Genomic DNA, 22,755 nt, shown 5'->3' with positions numbered 1-22,755 from the left:
CGCGGACCCATTGGGACTGTGGGATGCACCGTTTGCCAACATGCCGGGCGTGCAGGAGCGTGTTTCGTTGGGTACTCATATGATGAAGAATGGCGAAACGCCTGAAGCAATTGCCAGAGCGATGGCACCACCACCGCCCAAACCGATAGCGACTGCCGAGTGCAGGACGTCCGCTACAGCAGCACTCGGTCCAGGAGTATCAGTAGGAGCAAGTGTTAATGAAGTTTCAGGTTTTGGTGCCCAGTATAGTTTTCCTATGGCCTCGGTTGGTACTCGGATATCAGCAAGCTGCGGGTTAAAATTACTAGATCCTGACGCGAAGCCGCTGAAATCAAATCTGGGACTGGGGATAAATATGGGGATTTTTGTTGTGGAAATTGGCCAGACTTCAACGTATCCAGAGGTCTACTTAGGGTTGGGAGCAGGGGCGGGGCCAGAATTGGAGCTGCCATTGAGTCCGAATGTTTTTGTCCCGATCGAGTAATGGGTTTGTTTATGTGTGAAAATCTTAGCAAGTTGGCGTATTTGATATTTTGGCTTTCATTTTTCTGGATTGGCCTGTCTGCGCTGTATGCCAATTTTTACTGCAAGAAGAATGGGGTCAACATGAGTACGTTTCCTGGCTTGTTTGAGCTATATAGAAGGGTGTTTAACTTTGAGAGCAAGAGACTTTCAGTTGTGATTTTATCAGCTATTCTGGGTGGGGCAGCACTGGCTGTAGGAATGAGCTTTTTAATATCTTATGCCAAGGGGGTCGGCTGTATTATAAATATAAGAACCTGAAAGGTAGCGGCGGAGCGCGACGCTTTTAAGGGGGCTCAAAAATGGAGCAGATTCAATTTGCCTGCTCCCATTTAGGGGCGAGCAGGGAGAAGGACAGATTTATTCTTTCACTCTAATTGCTGCCTACGCGGAGGCGAAGGGGTACGGAGTTCATTGTGTATGTGTGATTGAATTGACGTTGCAAGAAAGTTTCTGCTTGCACTTTGCATGCTACCGGCAAAGCATTGCCCGCCGCAGGCGGGATTGCGTTGGATTTAGGAATATTGAGCATAGAAATTACGCAAGCCGCTACGAGGTCAGACATCTACACAGGTATTGGGCTGAAAACTAAGTCGCCACTCAACCCAAGCATTAATGTGCCATTCTGAGGTAGTTCGATGTGTGATGCTATTTATTATTACAAGGAATTTGCATTTTATTGTGCATTTATTACCGGCGTGTGCACGGTAATTTATATGTCGCGTTACGCCAAAAAAAAAAGGCATCGACTTCAACTCTGTGTTTGGACTGCTTGAGGTTTACAGGTTGGTTTTTGCGTTCAAGAATAAAAAGCTCTCATTTGTAGTATTGCTGGTCATGTACGGAAACTCATTGCTATTGTTGATAGCTTTTGCTCTTCATTACTGGGGAGTGTCTGAAGGGTGCGTATTTAAACTGAGCGGTAAGTGGGCGGACAACTAGAATTTGTACCGGTCGCCCGGGCTCAGCGCAACGGCCCGATCCGTCTGCACAAGCAGCCAGACTGGAGCTTGCGCGAATACGATTTCGACCAAGACCCGCGATGGCACACCGAGGTCAAACCCCAAGCCTTCGATGCCATGGCCTGGTACCACTGTCACCATCTGGGCAATAAATGGCTGTAACACTGGATGCCCTGACGCCAGCCCCGGTGGGCCACCAAGCGTGCGTCGACACAATTGCAGCGCCTGGGAAATCGAGCGCCGCCCGCGCGGCGCATCGCTGGCAAGTCGCAGCGGCGAACCGCAGCTCCCACATCTGTTTCGGGCCAATTACTCCTGTGAAAGTACCGGCGCCAGCCTTGGCGTAAGGCTTGAGTCAGCTGGGGCGGCAGAGGTGTCCGCCCAGAAACCACGTCAATGCGCGCCGCTCACCCCCGCCGCAACCACTCTATGAACTGAGCAAACAACTCCGACTGCGAATTGACCTCCAGCTTCAGATACAGGTTCTTGCGGTGCATGCGCACCGTCTCCGGCGAGATCCCCAGCTCATGGGCGGTGGACTTCACCGAATGCCCCTGCAGCACCATCTGCGCCACTTCCCGCTCACGCTCGGTCAGCACTCCGCAACCAAAGCTGTCGAACGCGGCCTGCACACTGCCCTTGGCCTCCGGCTGCTGCGCCAGCCCGTGCCGGGCAAAGCGCAGCAGCAGCTCGCGCACCATCGGCTCGACCGCCTGCAACAGGTGCAGTTGCTCGATACCCAGCCGGGCACCGCTGCAGCCTTGGAACAAGCTGAGGGAAATCTTGCTGTCATTCTCCAGGTCGACGATGAAGTAGCTGTCCTCGCTGCAACCTGTCCCCAGGTAGTAGGCCTTGTAGTAGTCACTGTCGAAGAAATTGTCCGGGGCGATGTCCTCAAGGTGGTAGAACCCCTGGGCCAGGCCCTTCTGCACCGCCAAGCAGAAGGGATCGAGCAGGTAGCCGGCGGCGAAATAGCGTTCCAGCACCGCCTCGTGGTAACGGGCCGGAATACCCTGCTGGTACAAAAGCTGCGGCGCCTGGGCCTTGCGCTCCAGGCTGATCAGCATCGACTCGGCGCCCACCAGCTGGCTGATGGCAGCCGCCAGCCAGGCCAAGGCGTCCGGGCCCTCGCTGTGGGCGAAGGCCTGTTGCAGGGCTGCGTGCCATTGCTGCAAGGCATGAAACGGCAGGTTTATTGTGGTGTTTTCGTGTGCTCGGCTCATGCCCCGCAGTCTACCGGCCGGGGCATGGGCGCGCACCTGTGGCTGCAGGTGGGTCATTGGCCGTGGTACAGGCCCTGTTCGGCCAGCTCCCGCGCAGCATCGAGGATGCAGCTGCGCAGGGTGTCGACGATCTGGTCCACCTGGGCGTGGGTGATGATCAGCGGCGGCGACATCACGTTCAGGTGCATGATCGGCCGCACCAGCAAGCCCTTGGCCTGGGCCCGTACATGGATACGCTCGCCGATGTTCACTTCATCGGGGAACAGCGCCTTGGTCTGCTTGTTGCTCACGAACTCGACGCAGGCCATCAGCTTCATGCAGCGCACCTGGCCCACCAGCGGCAGGTCGGCCAGGGTCTGCAACTGCTGCTCCAGGTAGCTGCCGACATCGTTTACATGGGCCAGCAGGTTTTCCCGCTCGATGATCTCGATGTTCTTCAGCGCCGCCACGCAGCACACCGGGTGCCCGCTGTAGGTGAAACCGTGGGTGAAGCAACGGCCCTTGCCGGGTTCGGCGATCACCTTCCACAGGCGCTCGGAGAAGATACAGGCACCCAGCGGCAGGTAGGCCGAGGTCAGACCCTTGGCGGTGGTGATGATGTCGGGCGTAACGCCGAACAAGGCCTCGGAGGCGAAGAAGGTGCCCAGCCGGCCGAACGAGGTCACCACTTCGTCGGCGACGAACAGGATGTCGTAGGTCTGGCACACCTGCCACATGCGCTGGAAGTAGCCTTCGGGCGGGATGATCACCCCGCCCGAGCCCATGATCGGCTCAGCGAAGAAAGCGGCAACGTTGTCGGCGCCCAGCGAGAGGATCTTGTCCTCGAACTCGGCCACCAGGAAGTCGAGGAACTCGGCCTCGTCCATGTCGTCGGCGGCACGGTAGAAGTTGGGGTTGGACACGTGGTGAATCAGCTCGTGGGCGTAGTCGAACTCCGGCACCCGGTCGGCAGCCTTGTTGCCGATCGACATGGTCAGGCAGGTGGAGCCGTGATAGGCGTTGTAGCGGGCGATCACGTGTTTCTTGTGCGGCTTGCCGCGGCAGTTCTGGTAGTACTGGATCAGCCGGTAGGCGGTGTCCACCGCAGTGGAGCCGCCAGTGGTGAGGAACACATGGTTGAGGTCGCCCGGCGCCAGGCTGGCGAGTTTCTCGCACAGCTCGATGGCCTTGGGGTTGGCCATGTCGGAGAACGGGTTGGAATAGGCCAGTTGGCGCACCTGGTCGGCGATGGCCAGGGCCATTTCCTCGCGGCCCAGGCCGATGTTGGTGCACCACATGCCGCCGACGGCATCGAGGAAGCGGTTGCCCTCGGTGTCCTGGATATAGGCGCCTTCGCCGGCCTGGATGTTGAGCGCGCCCTGCTCGGCATGCTCGTCGAACATATGGTAGCCGTGCATGTAGTGGGCCTTGTCGGCCTGCACCAGGTGTTGGTTGTCAACGGTGGCGGCCAGCTTGCGAATGGGGGTAGCCATGAGCGGTTCCTTGTCGAAGCGATACGGTGAAAGGTGTCAGATGCCGGTCTTGACCGTGCTCCAGACCCGGGTGATGGCGCGCATGGCCTGGGGGTCCTGGGCTTTCTGGGTGAACAGGCGCTCGCGGGTCTGGTCGTCCGGGTAGATCGCCGGGTCATTGCGGATATCGGCCTGTACCAGCGGCGTGGCGGCGGCGTTGCTGTTGGCGTAGTGGATGTAGTTGGTCACCTCGGCCATGGTCTTGGGTTGCAGCAGGTATTCGATGAAGCGGTGGGCGTTGGCGGCGTGGGGCGCGTCGTTGGGCAGGTAGAGGCTGTCGAACCAGATCAGCGAGCCTTCCCTGGGGATGAAGAACGCCAGGTTGATGTCCTTCTTCGCTTCCACCGCGCGGGCCTGGGCGGTGGCGTAGTCGCCGGACCAGGTCAGGGCCATGCACACGTCGCCGTTGGGCAGGCTGGTGAGGTAGTTCACCGAATCGAACTTCTTGATGAACGGGCGGATGCCCAGCAGCAGGTCCTGGGCCGCCTTCAGGTCGGCGGGGGCGGCGCTTTTCGGGTCTTTGCCGAGGTACTTGAGGGCCAGCGGAATGACTTCGCTGGGGGCGTCCATCAGGGTCACGCCGCAGTCGGCGAAGCGCGAGACGATCTTGGGGTCGAACAGCATGGCCAGCGAGCCGATGGGCGCGTCGGGCATGCGCTGCTTGATCTTGTCGACGTTGTAGGTGATGCCCGAGCTGCCCCAGGTGTAGGGCGCCGAATAGACCATGCCGGGGTCGTAGGCTTGCATGCTCTGCAGCACGTGCGGGTCGAGGTTGGCCCAGCTGGGCAGCTTGGCCTTGTCCAGCGGCTGGAACACCTTGGCCTTGATCAACGGCGGCACCAGCGAGGCATTGAGCATCACCAGGTCGTAGCCGGAGCGGCCGGTGAGCAGTTTGGTCTGTACCGTTTCGTAGCCGTCGAAGGTGTCGTAGATCACCTTGATACCGGTCTGCTTCTCGAAATCGGCGAGGGTGTTTTCGCCGATGTAGTCGGTCCAGTTGTACAACCTGAGTGTGTTGCCGTTGTCCGCCTCGCCGGCCAGGGTGGCGGTGGCGGTACAGCACAGCAACAGACTGGAAATCACCTTGAATGCCTTGCGCATAGCAACTCCATCGTGTGATCAGGATCGGCTCGGGTGAGCGGATGGGGTAACTATCGGGGGGATTGCGGGTGGGGGCTATAACCCGAATGGGTGGGGGCGATGCGATTTTGTGTCGAACCAACAGGGCGGACAGCGGAGATGTCACAGGCATGACTGGCCCGAAACAAACTGTGGGAGCTGGCTTGCCAGCGATGCGCCGCGCGGGCGGCGCTCGATCTCATAAGCGCTGCAGGAACACCGGCGAACACCTGGTGGCCCTGACCCGATATCCCGGCATACACCTGGAGGCCATTACTGAGTCCCGATTTGCCAGGGCCAACAGTGTGACACCCATGTGCTTGTCTTGGGGTTGCGTTGAGGCCACCAGGTGCATGGCGACAGATGTGCAGCGCCCTCAAGATCGAGCGCCGCCCGCGCGGCGCATCGCTGGCAAGCCAGCTCCCACAGTTTGTTTCGGGCCAGTCACTCCTGTGACATCTCCGCTGTCCGCCCTGTTGGCATGGCGCAATTTCTCGGTGCGCGCGGCTATTGCTGCGCCAAGGGATACAGCGCGTCGTCGAATTGCTCCAGGCGCGGGAAAGTCATCGGCAGATCATCCGAAAGCTGCTCCAGGCGCTGCTGGTAACTGCGCAGGAACTCCTTGCGCGCTTCATCGCTGATATACGGCACATGCCACGCCACGAACGGCTCCAGCACCTCGAAACCGACATAGGCCAAGGTGCCGCGCAGAATCGGCCGCAGCATGTCTTGCAGCGGCCCGTGGATCGCCCCTTCGCCAAACATGTGCTCACGCCCGCCCAGGGTCACGGTGACCAGCGCCCGCTTGCCCGCCAACCCGCCCTGGTCATAGAAACGCTTGCCGCCGTAGCACACCCCCGACACCAGCACCCGGTCGATCCAGCCCTTGAGCATCGCCGGCGCCGAGAACCAGAAGATCGGGAAGTTCAGCACCAGCAGGTCGGCCCACAGCAGCTTGTCCAGCTCCTGCTGGATATCCGCCGCGATGGACCCGCTCTTCACCCCCAGCCGTTGCTCCAGCGCATACACCAGGTACTCCGGGTTTTCCCGGTGGCTGAAGTCTTCGGCGCTGGCCACCGGGTTCCAGCCCATCGCGTACAGGTCACTCACCTGCACCTCATGGCCCTGGGCGCGGAAGGTCTCGGCCGCCTGGTCGCGCAGTGCGGCAGTGAAGGATTGCGGCTCGGGATGAGCATGAACGATCAGTACTTTCATGGAGGTTCCTTAAACGGTTTCCAGGACAGATTCAGATTTACGGGCCGCCAGCAATCGGTCGAGCCAGTCGGGGTCCATTTCCGGCTCGCAGGAGAACAGCAAGCCGGTGTAGTCGCGGTACGGCGGCCGGAAGATCGCTTCGCGGCTGCCGTGATCGACCACCCTGCCCCGCTGCATCACCAGCACCTCGTCGGCGATGGCGCGCACGGTGGCGACGTCGTGGGTAATGAACAGGTAGGCCACGCCCAGCTCGCGCTGGATGCGGTCGAGCAACTTGAGCACACCCTCGGCCACCAGTTGGTCGAGGGCCGAGGTCACTTCGTCGCAGATGATCAGTTGCGGCTCGGCCGCCAACGCCCGGGCAATGCAGATCCGCTGCTTCTGCCCGCCGGACAGTTCGCGTGGCAGGCGGTCCATGTACTTGGCCGGTTCCAGGTCGATCATCCGCAGCAACTCGGCGACCCGCTCACGCAGCGCCTTGCCCTTCAACCCCAGATAGAAACTCAGCGGCCGGCCAATGATGTCGACGATGCGCTGGCGTGGATTGAGCGCGGTGTCGGGGATCTGATAGATCATCTGGATACGCCGCAACTGCTCCTTGCTGCGCTGGCGATAGTCCGCCGGCAGCGCTTGCCCCTCATACAGCACCTGGCCCGAGGTCGGCTGCAGCAGGCCGCTGATCAAGCGTGCCGTGGTGCTCTTGCCACTGCCGGACTCGCCGATCACCGCCAGCGTCTGGCCGCGATACAGCTTCAGCGAGACATCGTGCAGCACCGGCTGATGGCCATAGCTGGCATCGACCTGGCGCACTTCCAGCAGCGGTTGTTCATGGCTGGGGCAAGCCTTGGCGGACGTATGGAAATTGCGCACCGCCCACAGCGATTGGGTGTAGGCCTGCTGCGGTGCGCTGAGCATGGTGCGGGTCTGCGCCTCTTCCACCAGGCTGCCATGGCGCAACACCATGATGCGGTCGGCCATTTGCGCCACCACCGCCAGGTCGTGGCTGATGTACAGCGCGGCACTGCCGAAGGTCTTCACCGCATCGCGGATCGCCGCCAGCACTTCGATCTGGGTGGTGACGTCCAGCGCCGTGGTCGGTTCGTCGAAAATGATCAGGTCCGGGTGGCAGGCCATGGCCATCGCCGTCATCACTCGCTGCAACTGGCCGCCGGACAACTGGTGCGGGTAGCGCTGGCCGATGTGCTCGGGGTCGGGCAGGCGCAGGATGCGGTACAGCTCGACCGCCTCGGCTTCGGCCTGGGCGCGGTCGATGCCGCCGTTGATCACGGCGGTTTCCACGTGCTGGTCGATCAGCCGGTGCGCCGGGTTGAACGAGGCCGCCGCGCTCTGTGCCACATAGGCGATGCGCAGGCCACGCAGCTTGCGCAGGGTGTCGGCGCTGGCCTGGAGCAACTCGATGCCATCGAAGCACACGCTGCCGCCGGTGATCCGGCAACCGTCGCGCACATAGCCCATGGCGGCCAGGCCCAGCGTGGACTTGCCGGCCCCGGATTCACCGATCAGGCCCAGTACCTCGCCGCGTTCGAGGGTCAGGTCGATGCCTTTGATCAGCGGGTGCCAGGCGTTTTCGTAATGCCCTTCGATACGCAGGTCGCGGATCGTCAACAAGGTGTCTTGGCTCATGCTCAGCACTCCTTCAGGCCACTGGACAGGTGCAGCACCCAGTCGACGACGAAGTTCACGCTCACCGTGATCAACGCCACCGCCAGCGCCGGCAGCAGCGGGCTGACGTCACCGAAGGTGATCAGCACCGCGTTGTCGCGCACCATGCTGCCCCAGTCGGCGGTGGGCGGCTGGATGCCCAGGCCGAGGAACGACAAGGCGCTGATGAACAGGAAGACAAAGCAGAAGCGCAGGCCGAACTCGGCGATCAAGGGCGCCGCGGCGTTGGGCAGCACTTCCCGGCTGACCAGCCACCACAGCCCCTCGCCGCGCAGCCGCGCGGCCTCGACGAAGTCCTGCACCACCACGTTCATGGCCACCGCCCGCGCCAGGCGGAACACCCGGGTGGCATCCAGCAGCGCGATCACCAGTACCAGCGAGGTGGCCGTGGTGCCGACCACGCTGAGAATCAGCAAGGCGAAGATCAGTTGCGGGATGGCCATCAGGATGTCCACCACCCGTGACAGGCCCTGGTCGATCCAGCCGCCCTTGATGGCCGCGACCAGCCCGCACAGGCCGCCCAGCAGGAACGCCAGGGTGGTGGTCAGAAAAGCGATGCCCAAGGTATTGCGGGCGCCGTACAGCAGGCGGCTGAACATGTCGCGGCCGAGGTTATCGGTGCCCAGCAGGAACTCCGGGCCCCAGGGCGCGAACCCCTCGCCCACCACCTGGGTTTCGCCGTAGGGCGCCAGCAATGGCGCGAACACCGCCACCAGCAGGTAGGCGACGATCACCAGCAGGCCGAACTTGGCGCTCAGGGGCGCGCGCAGCAAAGGTGTGATCAGGCTCATGGTTACCCCTTCGGGTGCATCAGGCGTGGGTTGCTGGCGATCGACAGCACGTCGGCGCCGGTATTGAGCAGGATGTAGGTGCCGGCGAAGATCAGGCTGCAGGCCTGCACCACCGGGATGTCGCGCTTGGCCACCGAGTCCACCAGCAACTGGCCCAGGCCCGGGTAGACGAACACCACCTCCACCACCACCACGCCCACCACCAGGTACGCCAGGTTCAGCGCCACCACGTTGACGATCGGCGCCAGGGCGTTGGGCAAGGCGTGCCTGAAGATGATCCGCGCAGGCGACACGCCCTTGAGCCGGGCCATCTCGATGTAGGGGCTGGCCAGCAGGTTGATCAGCGAGGCGCGGGTCATGCGCATCATCTGCGCGATCACCACCAGGCTCAGGGTCGCCACCGGCAGCAGCGACACCTGCAGCACCTCACCCAGCGAGGCACCCGGCGCCAGGCTGGAGATGCCCGGCAGCCATTCGAGCTTGACCGCGAACACCAGGATCAGGATGTAGGCGACGAAGAACTCGGGGAACGACACCGCGCTCAGCGCACCGGTGTTCAGCAACCGGTCGAACCAGCTGTTGCGGTAAAGCGCCGCGAGCATGCCCAGCAGCAACGCGGTGGGCACCGAGAACAGCGCCGCCAGCAGGGCCAGGCTGAAGGTGTTGCCCAGCCGCGCACCGACCAGCTCGACGATCGGCCGCTGGTTGGCCAGCGACACGCCCAGGTCGCCGTGCAGCAGGCGCCAGGCCCACTGCACGAAGCGCTGCACGGGCGACAGGTCCAGCCCCAGCTGGGCGCGGAACGCCGCCACGGTTTCCGGGGTGGCCGACTGGCCGAGCATGGCCTGGGCGATATCGCCCGGAAGCATGCCGACAGCCAGGAAGATCACCACCGACACCGCGAACAGCGACAACAGGCCCAGGGCCAGGCGCTGCATCAGTAACTTGCCAAGGGTATTCACCATTGCACTCCTTCAACGCACGCGAAGTTCAGGCCTGCCACCAGCGCTCGATCACCCGCAGGCCATCGAGTTCGCCGTAGGGTGCGGTCTGCCCGCCATGCACCACCCGGCTCGAGCGTGCGGCCACGGAGCTGGCGAACAGCGGCACGATCGCCCCGCCATCGTCGCGGCACAGCGCCTGCATCTCGTTGTACATCTCGCGGCGCAGCGTCTCGTTCATTTCGCCGCGGGCGGCGTTGAGCAGCTGGTTGAAGCGCGGGTTGTCCCAGTGGGTCTCGTTCCACGCCGCGCCCTTGGCATAGCCGATGCTGAACATGCGGTCGGCGGTCAGGCTGGAGTACCAGAACGAGGTGGTGAAAGGTTGTTTCATCCAGACATTGGAGAAGAAGCCATCGGCCGGTTCGCGCACCACGTCGATGTCGATCCCGGCCTGGCGCGCCTGCTCCTTGAACAGCACCGAGGCATCCACCGCGCCGCTGTAGGCGGCATCGGAGGCCTGAAGGCGCACCTTGAGGCTGTCCATGCCGGCCTGGCGCAGATAGAAGCGCGCCTTGTCCGGGTCGTAGGCGCGCTGTTCCAGGGCCGGGTTGATGAAGCGGTTGGCCGGCTGCAGCGGATGGTCGTTGCCGACCTGGCCGTAGCCATACAGCACCGAGGCCAGCAGCGCCTCGCGGTCGACCGCGTGCTTGAGGGCCAGGCGCACGTTGTTGTCCTTGAACTGTGCGCTGTCGGTGAGCATCGGGAAGGTGTAGTGCTGGGCGCCCTTGGTTTCCTCGATCACCAGCTTCGGGTTGCGCTTGAGCAAGGCCACGGTCTTGAGGTCGACCTTGTTGATCACGTCGACCTTGCCGGTCACCAGCGCGTTGACCCGCGCGGCGCCGTCGGCGATGGCGAGCAGTTCGGCGCTGGCGAAGTGCGCCCTGCCCGGCTTCCAGTAGTCGGGGCTGCGCTCAAGGTCCATGCGTACGCCCGGCTCGAAGCCCTTGATACGGTAGCCGCCGGTGCCGATGCCGGCCTGCCAGTCGGCCAGGCCGTCCTTGGCGGGCATGATCACCAGGTGGTAGTCGGCGACCACGTAGGCGAAGTCGGCGTTGCCCGAGTGCAGTTCGAACACCACGGTGTCGGGGGCGCTGGCGTGAACCTGGGCGACATCGCCCAGTACGGTCTTGGCGGCGGAGGTAGATTTTTCGCCCAGGTGGTGCTGGATCGAGGCGACCACATCGTCGGCGGTGAGGGTCTTGCCGTTGTGGAAGGTCACGCCCTGGCGCAGGGTGAAGGTCCAGGCCTTCGCGTCCGGGCTCGATACCCAGCGCTCGGCCAGTTCAGGGATGGCGGTGCCGTCCACGGCGATTTCGGTGAGGGTGTTGTACACCGCCGAGAAGCCGATGAAGGTGAAGGTGTCGACCCAGGAGCCCGGGTCCTTGGAGTCGGTGGTGCTGCCCCCCGCCAGGCCCAGGCGCAGGGTGCCACCGGGTTTTGGCGTGGCCTCGGCAGCATGCCCGTTCAGCGGCAGGCCGAGGGAAAACGCCCCGGCGATGGCCGCCGCGGCGGCGCTGTATTTCAGGAAGTCCCGGCGCGGCAAACCGCCGTCGAGAATGGCCTGAGGACTGTTCTTGTTGTTATCGCTCATGCATGTGCCCCTGTTGAACCGCAAGGAATTGTTGTTCGGTCAAAGCGGAGTGCGTAGAAGCTGTGTATTATTTGTAATTGTTACCGTAACAAATACATTAGCGGCACGACAAGCTGTTTTCCAAGGGGCCCAAGCAGGGCAATTTTCATCGTGTAACATGAGCGTTTTCGCAGGGAGCCACTTCCTCCATGAGCCAGTCGACCCGCCTGATCACGGCTTCGTACATTCTCTCGTTCGTGGCGGCCAATGCCCCGCAGAAGCTGCGCACCGAGACCATCGCCAAGTGGGTGAAAGTGCACCCCACCCGCGTGCGCGGGCTGGTGTCGCAGATGGTCAAGGCCGATATCCTCACTTCGTACCGCGGCGCCCAGGGCGGCGTGACCCTGGCCCGCCCGCCGCAGCAGATCACCCTGCGCGAGGTGTATGACGCGGTGCAGGAAAGCTCGCTGATCGCCGAGAAGATCGACAACCCGTTTGCCGGGATGGAGGATCACTGCAAGGTGTTCGAGGTGTTCACCCGGTTGTTCGCGATGCTGGAGCAGAACATGCGCCTGGATCTGGGGACGATCACCGCGGATCAGTTGTTCGTGGCGTTTGATACGCCGCAGGAGCAGGTTGGCTGATAGCGCTGGCGCTCTGCGCCAGATCGCGGGGCAAGCCCGCTCCCACACTGTGGACTACCCCAAGAAGTTGGACACCAATCCAACCTTTGGGAGTAGTCCACAGTGGACTACCTCGTGGGAGCGGGCTTGACCCGCGATGAGGCCCTCAGAGCTGGATCGCTTTCACTTCGACAAACTCAGCCAACCCCTCCTCCCCCCATTCGCGCCCATTCCCCGACTGCTTGTACCCCCCAAACGGCGCCTGATAGTTAAACGCCCCACCATTGACGAAGCACTGCCCCGCGCGCAGCTGCCGCGCCAGTTGCAGCGCCTTGTCGCGGCTACCGGCCCACACCGCGCTGGACAACCCGAACGGCGAATCATTGGCCAGGGCGATCGCCTCGGCCTCGTCGGCATAAGGAATCAGGCACAGCACCGGCCCGAAGATCTCCTCCTGGGCGATGCGCATACGGTTGTCGACATCGGCAAAAAGCGTCGGCGGCAGATAGAACCCGCGCTCGAAGCCCGGCGCCGTTTCACCACCGCACAGCAGCCGTGCGCCCTCCTCCTGCCCGACACGGATGTACTCCTGCACCGTGCGCCGCTGCCCCGCCGAACACATCGGCCCAAGGAAGCTGCGCGGATCCTGCGGGTCGCCCATCACCAGCCCACGCACCTCGTCCACCGCGATGTCCAACGCCTCGGCATAGCGCGACGCCGGCAACAGCATGCGGGTCAGCGCGGTGCAGGTCTGCCCCGAATTGATCATCACGTCCTGCACGCCATAACGCACTGCCGCGTCCAGGTCGGCATCGGCGCCGATCAGCAGCGGCGACTTGCCGCCCAGCTCCAGGCACACCCGCTTCACCGTCGGCGCCGCCGCCTGGGATACGCGCACACCTGCGCCAGTGGAGCCGGTGAACGAGACCATGTCCACCTGCGGGTGCCGCGCCAATGCCTCGCCCACTTTCGACCCCGGCCCGCTGACCAGGTTGAACACCCCGGCCGGCAAGCCGATGGCCTCGATCATCTCGGCCAGCACAAAGGCATGCAGCGGCGTTTCCTGGCTGGGCTTGACCACCACGGTGCAACCGGCAGCCAAGGCCGGCGCCAGCTTGCCGATCATCTGGTGCAGCGGGTAGTTCCACGGGTTGATGAACGCGCACACGCCCACCGCCTCGCGGTACACCAGCGAGTTGCCGACCTCGCGCACTTCGTCCATCAACCCGGCCAGCTCGATGTACTGCTCAAGCCCGGCGATGGGCCCGTCCACCTGCACTGGCCGGCACCATTGCACCGGCATGCCCAGCTCGGCGGTGATCACCGCGGCCATCTCGTCGGCGCGGGCCTTGAGCTGGTCGGCCAGGGCACGAATGTACCCGGCGCGCACGCTGGAGGGCGTTCGCGACCAGTCGGCAAACGCCCGGCGTGCCGCCTGCACCGCCCGTTCCACGTCCGCTTCGTTACCCAGCGGCACCTTGCCGGCGACCGCTTCGCTGGCCGGGTCGATCACCTCGGCCATGCCCTGCCCCAGCGGCTGCTGCCAGCGGCCATCGATGAACAAACGGCTGTACTCACGCATTGCGTTGCGCCTCCATCAGCTCGCCGGCACACAGCACGATACGCCGGCAGGCTTCGCGCAAAGGCTCTGCGCCCAGCACCAGGCCCAGGCGAATATGCCCGGCCGCGCTCGGGCCGAAGGCCTCACCGGCCAGCACCGAAACCCCATGCAGGTCGAGCAGGCGGTTGGAAAACGCCTGCGCGCTGAGCCCGGTTTCGCGGATATCGACCATCACGAACATCCCGCCATCGGGTTTGAGCGCGCGCACGCCCGGGCAATCCGCCAGGCACGCGCAGACCAGATCGCGGCGCTGACGGTAGGCCTCGCGCATCGCTTCGAGCTCCGGCAGTGGCTGCTCGAGCGCAGCCACCGCGGCGTCCTGGATGAAGTCCGGCGAGCCGTACAGCATGCACAGCGCCAGATTCTCCAGGTGCCCGGCCAAGGCCGGTGAACCCACCACCCAGCCCACCCGCCAGCCGGTCATGGCATGGGACTTGGACAGGCTGTTGAGCGTCGCCGTGCGTTCGGCCATGCCCGGCAGGCTGCCGGGGCTGATGTGCTCACCGTCGAACAGCAGCTCGCTGTACACCTCGTCGCTGATCAGCCACAGATCGTGGGCGATGCACAGTTCGGCAAGGGCTTCCCAGGTGCTGCGCGGCAGGCTGGCGCCGGAGGGGTTGTGCGGGCTGTTCAGCGCCAGGGCGCGGGTACGCGGGGTAATTCGCGCGGCCACATCCTCGGGCTGCACACGAAAGCCATGCTCCGGGCGTACGGGCACCGGTACCACCTTCGCCCCACAGGCACCGAAGACGGCTTCGTAGGTGACATACATCGGCTCGGCGACGATGACTTCATCGCCCGGTTCCAGCACGCACTGGGCCACGCAGAACAGCGCGCACTGCGCCCCCGCCAGCACCGTCACCTGGTCGGCCGTCACCGCCTGGCCACTGCGCTGCCGGTGCCGCCGGGCGATGGCCTCGCGCAGGCTGCGCTTGCCACGCACGTCGGCGTAGTGGGTGTTGCCGGCCTGCAGGCTGTCCATCGCGGCCTGGAGGATCGGCGTCGGCGTGTCGAAATCCGGGTCGCCCACCGACAGCAGCAGCACGTCGCGGCCCTGCTCGAGCATGGCCAGGGCGCGGTAGTGGATCTCCCAGGCGGCAGCGCCGTCACCGGCGATCCGTTGGGTCAGGGAAGAAAAACGCATGGCAAGTATCCTGTTGTGCGGGATGGGCTCAGCGCGCGCAGGCGTGCTTGAGCTCGATCAGGGTCACGCCGTTGCGGGCGAAGCCGCCGCGCAGGTCCCGTTGCAGTTCATCGAGGCTTTGCGGCTGGGCGACCGTGCAGCCGAACGCCCGGGCCAGGCCTGCGAAGTCCGGGTTGCGCGGCAGCACGCCGATGGGCTCGATATCCAGGTTGAGCATGTCGTCGCGGATCTGCCCCAGCGCGTCGTTGTTCCACAGCAGTACCACCAGCGGGCGGTCCAGCTCTTCGACGGCGGTGGCCAGTTCCTGGGCGGTATAGAGGAAGCCGCCGTCGCCCACCAACACCAGGCCTGGGCGCTCGTTGCTGGCGAACATGCCGCCGATGCCCGCCGGCAGGCCGTAGCCGAGGGTGCCGTAGCCGGTCGGGTGCAGCCAACTGCGCGGCGCCCGGCTGTTGAACAGGTAGTTGCCGGTGTAGGCCAGCTGGGTCATGTCGGTGCTGATGAAGGCGTTGTCCGGCAACTCGGCGGCGATGCGCTCGAGGATGGACTGGTGCAGCGCCTGCAACGGGCCGTGGCTGGCCTGCACGGCGCTGCGCAGCGTGGCCACCGACGCGCTGGCCGCAGTGGCATCGCGCACGCTGTCCGGCAGCTGTTCGAGCAACGCAGCCACGGTCTGCCGGGCATCGCCATGCAGCGCCACCGCGCAGGGATAGAAGTCGTTGAACTTACGCGGGTCGATATCCACCCGCAGCAGCTCGCCGTTCAACGGCAGGCGCTCGCGCCAGAAGTCGGTGTCGGCCATTTCGGTACCGACCGCCAGCACCACATCGGCCTGGGCGATCAGGTCCCAGCCGGGCTCGACGCACAGGCTGGAGCCGGCGTTGAGCGGTGAGTCCAGTGGCGCCAGGCCCTTGCCGGCCACGCTGGTGAAGAATGGCGCGGCCAGGCGCTTGCTCAGCAGTTGCAGCTCGGCCGCAGCGCCCAGCGCACCACCACCGGCAATGATCATCGGGCGTTTGGCCGCCGCCAGTTTGCTGGCCGCCAGCGCCACGCTTGCAAGGTTCGCCGGGCCGCGCCCGGGGCGGCGCACCACATCAAAGCTCCAGTCCCGCGCCACGGGCGCCGCCAGCACATCCAGCGGCACCGAGATATGCACCGGGCGCGGCCGTTCGCTGTCGAATACCGCATAGGCGCGGGCGATCAGCTCCGGCAGGTCCTCGGCCTTGAGGGCCACCGCCGAGAACGCGGTGATCGGCGCGGTCATGGCGCGCTGGTCCTGGGTCTCGTGCAGGCAGCCCCAGCCTTTGCCCAGGCTGGCCGTATGGTTGACGCTGGAGATCACCAGCAGCGGAATCGAGTCGGCGTAGGCCTGGCCAATGGCGGTGGCGGCGTTGGTCACGCCGGGGCCGGTGATGATGAAGCACACCCCCGGCTTGCCGCTGACCCGCGCATAGCCGTCGGCCATGAAGCCGGCGCCCTGCTCGTGGCGGGTGAGCACATGGCGGATGCCGCTGCCGGGCAGGCCGCGGTACAGCTCCAGGGTGTGCACGCCGGGGATGCCGAAGACGGTGTCGACGCCGTAGTTGGCCAGCAGGCGCACCAGCGCCTGGCCACCGGTCAGTGTGTTGTTCGTCATGTTCAAATCCTCACGCCTGGCCGAGGCGGATCAAGGCGTCGACCGCGGTGGTGCCGGTGGCACCGACCATCAATGGGTTCACATCCAGCTCCAGCAGCTGGTTGGCGTTCTCGCAGGCGTAGTCGGCCACCGCGCGAATGGCCGCCACCAGCGCGTCCAGGTCCGCTGCGGGTTTACCGCGAAAGCCCTGCAGCAAGGCGGCGCTGCGCAGGCCGAGCACGGCGTTGCGGATGGCGCCGTCGGTGGTCGGCAACAGCAGGCTCTTGCTGTCCTTGAGCAGCTCGACGAGGATGCCGCCGGCTCCGATCACCAGCGCCAGGCCGAAATCCGGCTCGCGCTTGATGCCGACGATCAACTCGGCCAGCGGTGCACTGGCCATGGGTTCGAGCAGCACCTGATCGAAAACGACGCCGGGTGCGTAGGCGGCGATGCGCGTGCGCATGTGTTCCAGCGCCCGGCTCAAGGCCGCTTCATCGCCCAGGTTTAGGGCAACGGCGCCGGCCTCGGTCTTGTGCGGCAACTGCGCACTGACGGCCTTGAGCACCAGCGGGAAGCCTACCGTGCGCGCATCGGCCAGCGCCTGCTGCGGGCTGCTCAACACGCCGTTCGGCACGGGCAAGCCAAAGCCACGCAGGGCCTGCTTGGACTCCCACTCATTGAGCAGATGGCTGTCACCGCTTAGTGCCTGCGGGCACAGCGGCACCAGCGCCGACTCGCCCAGGGCCAGCAACGCCTCGCGTTTTTGCCCATAGCGGGCCACCCGTCCCCAGGCCGCCAGGCCATCTTCCACCCCTTGCAGGGCCGGTACGCCGGCCGCGTGCAAACGCTCGCGGGCGCTGGCCGGCAGCAGTTCGGGGAAGGCCGAGGTGACGAAGCCGGTCTTGCCGTGGCGCTGCAGCGCCTCGCAGAACAGCCCCAGCAGCAGGTCGCATTCCTTGCGTTCGCCGGTGAACTCGGCGGGGTAATCCAGCACCAGCATGGCCGCGTCGGCGCCGCTGCGCAGGGCGCTGTCGAGCATGCGCTGCTTGGCCTCGCCGTCGCCCCAGATCGCCGTGGTGAAGTCCAGCGGGTTGACCAGGTTGGCGTAGGCCGGCAGCACCTGGGCCAGTTCGTCGACCTGACTACTGTCCAGGGCAGGCAGGCGCAGCTGGTTGCTTTCGCTGTAGTCGGCGATCAGCCCGGCGTCCCCGCCTGAGCAGGCCAGGGCGATCAGGCTGTCGCCCTTGGGCAGGTTGCCGCAGGCGGCGGCCTTGAGGGTTTCGACGAAGCTCACCGGGCCACTGACGCGGATCACCCCAAGGCGCTCGAACAGGCTGTCGTAGAGGGCGTCGGAGCCGGACAGCGAGCTGGTATGACTCAGCGCCAGCTCAGCGCCAATCTGCGACACGCCGGTCTTCAGCGCGATGATCGGGATGCCCTTTTCCAGCGCCTTGTGCGCGGCGCGGGCAAAGCCCGGCACGTTCTTCAAGCCTTCCAGGTGCAGGCCGATGGCGGTGACCCGTGGCTCGTCGAGCAGCACGTCCATCAGTTCGGCGATGCCCAGCTGTGCCTGGTTGCCCACCGAGGCCATGTAGGCCACCGGCAGCGAACGGTCGCTCATGGACAGGTTGTAGGCAAAGTTGCCGCTCTGGGTCAGCACCGCCACGCCCTTGTCCACCGCCTTGCCGCCGTGGGCCACGGGCCACAGGGCGGCGCTGTGCAGGTAGTCGAGCAGGCCGTAGCAGTTGGGCCCGAGCAGGGCCATGTCGCCGGCGGCGGTCAGCAATTGCTGTTGCAGGGCCTGGCCTTCGGCGCCGCTTTCGGCGAAGCCCGAGGCATAGCAGATCGCCCCGCCCGCGCCCTTGGCGGCCAGTTCGGCGACGCAGGCCAGGGTCAGTTCGCGGTTGGTGGCGATGAACACCGCGTCCGGCGCGCAGGGCAGCTCGGCCACGCTGCGCACGCACGGCACGCCGTCGATGCGGTCGTGCTGCGGGTTTACCAGCCACAGCTGGCCCTGGTAGCCGCCGTCGGCGCAGCGCTTGAGTGCGCGGGCCATGCTGCGCCCGCCGATGAAGGCCAGGTGCCGGGGCGCCAGCAGGCGCTTGAGGTTGTCACGAATGGCGTTGGACATGGCGAGGCTCCGGTCAGCGCAGCAGCGGGCGCAGCAGTTCGCGGGAGATGATGTGGCGCTGGATCTCCGAGGTGCCTTCCCAGATCCGCTCGATCCGCGCGTTGCGCCAGATCCGCTCCACCGGGCCTTCGTCCATCAGGCCCATGCCGCCGTAGATCTGCACGGCCTCGTCGGCCACCTTGCCCAGCACTTCGCTGGCGAACAGCTTGGCCATGCCGGCCTCGCCGTCGGTCATGCTGCCTTGGTCCATCTTCCAGGCGGTGTGCAGGGTCAACAGCTCGGCGGCGCGGATCTGCGTGGCCATGTCGGCCAGCTTGAACGACACCCCCTGGTAGCTGCCGATCGCCTGGCCGAACTGTTTGCGGTCGGCTGCCCATTGCAGCGACGCATCCAGCGCGCGCTGGGCCTGGCCGACGCAGTTGGCGGCGACCATCACCCGGCCTGCGGTCAGCCAGGCGTTGGCCACTTCCCAGCCCTTGCCGACTTCACCGAGCACCTTGCTGGCCGGCACCCGGCAGTCGTCGAAGAACATCTCGTAGGTGTGGTAGCCACGGTTGCTCACGCATTTCGGGCCACGGCGGATGGTCATGCCCGGGGTGTCGCGGTCGACCAGGAAGGCGGTCACTGCGTTGCGCTTGCGGCCGTTGTGCTCATAGGTGTCGGTGACGGCGAAGACGATGGCGAAGTCGGCGTGCCCGGCATGGCTGATGAAGTGCTTGCTGCCGTTGAGCACGAAGTCGTCGCCCTCGCGCAGGGCGCGGGTCTTGATGGCGTTGGCGTCGGAGCCGGCGCCCGGCTCGGTCAGGGCGAAGCAGTCGATCTTCTCGCCCTGGATGCACGGCAGCAGGTAGTCGTCGATCTGCTGGCCGGTGCAGGCCATGAGGATCTTCGAGGGCCGCGCGACGAACACGTGCAGCGCCCAGGAGACCTTCGACAGCTCGCGCTCGATCAGCGCCTGGGACAAGTAGTCGAGGCCGCCGCCGCCCACTTCCTCGGGCATGTTGAAGGCGTAGAAACCGGCGGCGATGGCCTTGCCGCGGATCTGCGCAGCGAGTTCGGGAGAGACTTCATCGGCGCGGTCCACGGCCTCTTCATGGGGCAGCAGCTCCTTGGCGACGAAGCTGCGTACGGCATCCACCAACATTTCTTGTTCTTGGGTCAGTTGGAAATTCATGGCCTGTTCCTGGTTAACCGGAGAAAGAGGGAGTGCTTATTTGCCGATGAAGCGTGGCGCGCGTTTTTCGCTGGCGGCGCGCAAGGCCTCGGCGCCGTCTTCGCTGCGCCCGCAGAGCAGGCCGGCGGCCAGTTCTGCACTGAGCTGTTCGGCCAGGCTGCGCTGGGCGCCGTCACGGATCAGGCGCTTGGTCTGGGCATGGGCGAAGGTCGGGCCCTGGGCCAGGCGCGCCGCCAGTTCGGCGGCGGCCGTGGCCAGTTGCTCGTCGGCGACCACTTCACCCACCAGGCCTGCGGCCAGGGCACGCTCGGCGCCCCACAGTTCGTCGAGGAACAGCAGGCGCTTGGCCTGTTCGCTGCCGATCAGCCGTGGCAGGTGCCAGCTGGCGCCGGCGTCCGGCGAGTAGGCCATGCTGGTGTAGCCGGCCTTGAAGCGGGCCGATTGCGCGGCCAGGCGCAGGTCGCAGCACAGCGACAGGTCCATGCCGGCGCCGACGGCGGTGCCGTTGATGGCGGCGATGGTGGGTTTGTCGAGGCTGTGCAGGCACTGCATCAGGGCGTGGGCGGTTTCGGTCCAGCCGTAGGTTTCCAGTGCGCCGCGGGCTTCGGCCTCGGCCCATTCGGCAAGGTCGGCACCGGCACAGAAGCTGCGGCCAGTGCCGGTCAGCACCACCACGCGCACGGCTGGGTCGCTGTTGCAGGCTTCCAGGGTGGCGTGCAGGTGTTTGAGGGTCGGGATGTCCAGGGCGTTGCGCTGGTCGGGGCGGTTCAGGGTGATCCAGGCGACGCCGGCTTCAACCTGGATGAGTAGGGACGACGGAGCAGTCATGACGGGCCTCGGATTGTTGTGATTGTGCTGAGGGTGGGTGACTTGAGGCTCATGCTAAACGAGTGTTCAACAAGGAGGCAATTGGGGGAGAAGGCGGTGTTACAACTTCGAACAAGTGGTGGGGAATCTGGGGAAGAGCAGGATCGCGATTGGGCTGCGAGGTGCATGGCGAAAGGTTTGCAGTGTTCTCAAGATCGAGCGCCGCCCGCGCGGCGCATCGCGGGACAAGCCCGCTCCCACATCTGTTTCGGGCCAATGAGTCCTGTGAAAGTACCGCTGCCCGCCTTGGTGCATGTCTTGAGTCATGTGAAGCAACGTTAGCGACCACACCAAAACCGCGTCGTACCAACAAGGCGGACCAGGTGATGGCACAGGAAAGACTGGCCCGAAACAGATGTGGGAGCGGGCTTGTCCCGCGATGCGCCGCGCGGGCGGCGCTCGATCTCATAGGCGCTGCAAAATCACCGGCGGGCACCTGGTGTGCCCTCACCTAATTCGCCGGCGAACACCTACCACCCCCCTCAAACCACCGGCACCTCCACCACCCCCCCCTGGCGCCGACGCTGCACCACGAAATACGCCGCATAACAAAGCGCAATAAACCCAAAGCCCCAATACAACGAAGGCCGCTGGGTCTCATCCATCGCCAAGAACACGAACAGCGAACTGCACAGGGTGATGCACAGCAACGGCACCAGCGGGTACAGCGGCGCCCGGTACTTGAGGTCGCTCACCTGCCCGCCCTCGCGCAGGAACTGCTGGCGGAAGCGGTACTGCGCCAGGGCAATCACGATCCAGGTCACCGTCCCCGACATGCCGCTCACCGCCATCAGCACCATGAACAAAGTGTCCGCCGCAACGAAACTGGTCATCAGCGAGACCAGCGCGAAGCACAGGGTGATGAACAGCGCGCGCAGCGGTACGCCTCGGCTGCTCAGCGGCGACAGGCTCTTGGGCGCCATGCCGGTCTTGGACATCGCCCAGAGGATACGGGTGGAGGCATACAGCCCCGAGTTGCCCACCGACAGGATCGCGGTGAGGATCACGAAGTTCATCAGGTCCGCCGCATAGGGGATGCCGACCATGTCGAACACCTGCACGAACGGGCTTTCCATCAGCCCGGCCTGCTGCCAGGGCACGATCGCCGACAACACCACGATGGCCAGCACATAGAAGATCAGCACGCGGAACACCACGTTGCGCACCGCCCGCGGGATGCTCTTTTCCGGCTGGTCGGTTTCACCCGCCGCCACGCCCATGATCTCGCAGCCCTGGAAGGCGTAGACCACGGTCATCATCACGGCGAACACCGCCGACAGGCCGTTGGGGAACAGTGACTCACCGATCAGGTTGCTCATCATTGGCGCCGGTGCCCCGCTGGTCAGCGGGATGGCGCCGAAGATCACCAGCACCCCGACGATGATGAAGCCGAGAATCGCCGCCACCTTGATGCCGGCGAACCAGTATTCCGCCTCGCCGAAGGCACGGGTAGCCAGCGCGTTGATGCCGAACAGCACCGCCACGAACAGCGCCGACCAGTACCAGATCGGCACGCCTGGGAACCAGCGTTCCATCAGCATGCCGGCGGCGGTGAACTCCAGGCCCACGGTGGTGGCCCAGCTCATCCAGTACACCCAGCCGATCATGAAGCCGGTGGCGGGGCCGATGAATTTCGTCGCATGGGCCTGGAACGAGCCGGACACCGGCATCTGCACCGACAGCTCGCCCAGGCAGACCATCACCAGGTACATCAGGAAACCGGCCACCAGGTAAGCCAGGATCGCGCCCACCGGCCCGCCCTGGTTGATGGTCACGCCCGAGCCCATGAACAGCCCGGTGCCGATCACGCCGCCGAGCGAGAGCATGAAGATGTGCCGGCTCTTCAATGCCCGTGTGAGTTGGATACCTTCAGCTTTACGGCCTTTCATTATTGTTATCTCCAATAAGCCTTTAGGGCCGCGTGTGCAGCGGCTGCCCCGATTATTGGAAAGCGATGTAAGGCCCGATTGACCGTAAAGATCG

18 protein-coding genes are annotated in these 22,755 nt (G+C 64.8%); 3 read left to right on the top strand and 15 right to left on the bottom strand.

Annotated features, from left to right (window positions below; all coding sequences use genetic code 11):
• Positions 1 to 484 (top strand): hypothetical protein (locus DM373_RS28685; protein WP_157966817.1); only part of this gene is annotated, 484 nt, incomplete at its 5' end.
• A 964-nt stretch (positions 485 to 1,448) separates the two neighbouring features.
• Positions 1,449 to 1,646, top strand: a complete 198-nt coding sequence (locus DM373_RS28680; protein ID WP_157966816.1) for a hypothetical protein — start codon at positions 1,449 to 1,451, stop codon at positions 1,644 to 1,646.
• A gap of 245 nt (positions 1,647 to 1,891) precedes the next feature.
• On the opposite strand, the gene DM373_RS07255 is transcribed toward DM373_RS28680, so the two are convergent.
• The 8 genes from DM373_RS07255 to DM373_RS07220 all read right to left on the bottom strand — a co-directional run bounded on the left by DM373_RS07255 (position 1,892) and on the right by DM373_RS07220 (position 11,618).
• The gene (locus DM373_RS07255; RefSeq protein WP_110992882.1) at positions 1,892 to 2,764 is read right to left on the bottom strand and encodes a LuxR C-terminal-related transcriptional regulator; all 873 of its coding nucleotides are present in this window, start codon (positions 2,762 to 2,764) and stop codon (positions 1,892 to 1,894) included.
• Positions 2,761 to 4,179, bottom strand: a complete 1,419-nt coding sequence (locus DM373_RS07250) for an aminotransferase (protein ID WP_110992881.1) — start codon at positions 4,177 to 4,179, stop codon at positions 2,761 to 2,763. The genes DM373_RS07255 and DM373_RS07250 overlap by 4 nt, the downstream gene beginning before the upstream one ends.
• Positions 4,180 to 4,215: 36 nt before the next feature.
• Positions 4,216 to 5,319, bottom strand: a complete 1,104-nt coding sequence (locus DM373_RS07245; protein ID WP_110992880.1) for a polyamine ABC transporter substrate-binding protein — start codon at positions 5,317 to 5,319, stop codon at positions 4,216 to 4,218.
• Positions 5,320 to 5,844: 525 nt separating this feature from the next.
• A complete protein-coding gene (locus DM373_RS07240) occupies positions 5,845 to 6,552 on the bottom strand; it encodes an NAD(P)H-dependent oxidoreductase (protein ID WP_110992879.1) in 708 nt (235 codons plus the stop codon).
• 9 nt (positions 6,553 to 6,561) lie between these two features.
• On the bottom strand, positions 6,562 to 8,196 hold the full coding sequence (locus tag DM373_RS07235; RefSeq protein ID WP_110992878.1) for an ABC transporter ATP-binding protein: 1,635 nt from the start codon (positions 8,194 to 8,196) through the stop codon (positions 6,562 to 6,564).
• Between the two features lie 2 nt (positions 8,197 to 8,198).
• A complete protein-coding gene (locus DM373_RS07230) occupies positions 8,199 to 9,026 on the bottom strand; it encodes an ABC transporter permease (RefSeq protein ID WP_110992877.1) in 828 nt (275 codons plus the stop codon).
• 2 nt (positions 9,027 to 9,028) lie between these two features.
• Complete coding sequence (locus DM373_RS07225; protein WP_110992889.1) at positions 9,029 to 9,988, bottom strand: ABC transporter permease; 960 nt, start codon at positions 9,986 to 9,988, stop codon at positions 9,029 to 9,031.
• Positions 9,989 to 10,016: 28 nt separating this feature from the next.
• Positions 10,017 to 11,618 carry an ABC transporter substrate-binding protein gene (locus tag DM373_RS07220; protein ID WP_110992876.1) on the bottom strand — a complete coding sequence of 534 codons (1,602 nt, stop codon included), beginning with the start codon at positions 11,616 to 11,618 and terminating at the stop codon, positions 10,017 to 10,019.
• Positions 11,619 to 11,806: 188 nt separating this feature from the next.
• Here DM373_RS07220 and DM373_RS07215 point away from each other — a divergent pair, with 188 nt between their 5' ends.
• Positions 11,807 to 12,241: an RrF2 family transcriptional regulator gene (locus DM373_RS07215; RefSeq protein ID WP_110992875.1), complete on the top strand. Its 435-nt coding sequence runs from the start codon at positions 11,807 to 11,809 to the stop codon at positions 12,239 to 12,241.
• Positions 12,242 to 12,386: 145 nt separating this feature from the next.
• Here the strand turns inward: DM373_RS07215 and DM373_RS07210 are convergent, their stop codons facing one another.
• The 7 genes from DM373_RS07210 to DM373_RS07180 all read right to left on the bottom strand — a co-directional run bounded on the left by DM373_RS07210 (position 12,387) and on the right by DM373_RS07180 (position 22,661).
• The gene (locus tag DM373_RS07210; protein ID WP_110992874.1) at positions 12,387 to 13,802 is read right to left on the bottom strand and encodes an aldehyde dehydrogenase family protein; all 1,416 of its coding nucleotides are present in this window, start codon (positions 13,800 to 13,802) and stop codon (positions 12,387 to 12,389) included.
• Positions 13,795 to 14,985, bottom strand: a complete 1,191-nt coding sequence (locus DM373_RS07205) for a pyridoxal phosphate-dependent aminotransferase (protein ID WP_110992873.1) — start codon at positions 14,983 to 14,985, stop codon at positions 13,795 to 13,797. The genes DM373_RS07210 and DM373_RS07205 overlap by 8 nt, the downstream gene beginning before the upstream one ends.
• A gap of 28 nt (positions 14,986 to 15,013) precedes the next feature.
• Complete coding sequence (locus DM373_RS07200; protein ID WP_110992872.1) at positions 15,014 to 16,621, bottom strand: 5-guanidino-2-oxopentanoate decarboxylase; 1,608 nt, start codon at positions 16,619 to 16,621, stop codon at positions 15,014 to 15,016.
• Positions 16,622 to 16,631: 10 nt separating this feature from the next.
• Positions 16,632 to 18,731 (bottom strand): acetate--CoA ligase family protein, encoded by a 2,100-nt coding sequence (locus tag DM373_RS07195; RefSeq protein WP_110992871.1) that lies wholly within the window; start codon positions 18,729 to 18,731, stop codon positions 16,632 to 16,634.
• 13 nt (positions 18,732 to 18,744) lie between these two features.
• A complete protein-coding gene (locus DM373_RS07190; protein ID WP_110992870.1) occupies positions 18,745 to 19,905 on the bottom strand; it encodes an acyl-CoA dehydrogenase family protein in 1,161 nt (386 codons plus the stop codon).
• 36 nt (positions 19,906 to 19,941) lie between these two features.
• Positions 19,942 to 20,733, bottom strand: a complete 792-nt coding sequence (locus DM373_RS07185) for an enoyl-CoA hydratase/isomerase family protein (RefSeq protein ID WP_110992869.1) — start codon at positions 20,731 to 20,733, stop codon at positions 19,942 to 19,944.
• Positions 20,734 to 21,254: 521 nt separating this feature from the next.
• Positions 21,255 to 22,661, bottom strand: coding sequence for an amino acid permease (locus DM373_RS07180; RefSeq protein WP_110992868.1), 1,407 nt, complete (start codon positions 22,659 to 22,661; stop codon positions 21,255 to 21,257).
• Positions 22,662 to 22,755 lie beyond the last annotated feature (94 nt).

This window comes from Pseudomonas sichuanensis, assembly GCF_003231305.1.
GTDB lineage: Bacteria > Pseudomonadota > Gammaproteobacteria > Pseudomonadales > Pseudomonadaceae > Aquipseudomonas > Aquipseudomonas sichuanensis.
Note: the sequence above shows the minus strand (reverse complement) of the source record. Positions and strands in the feature narration are given on the sequence as shown.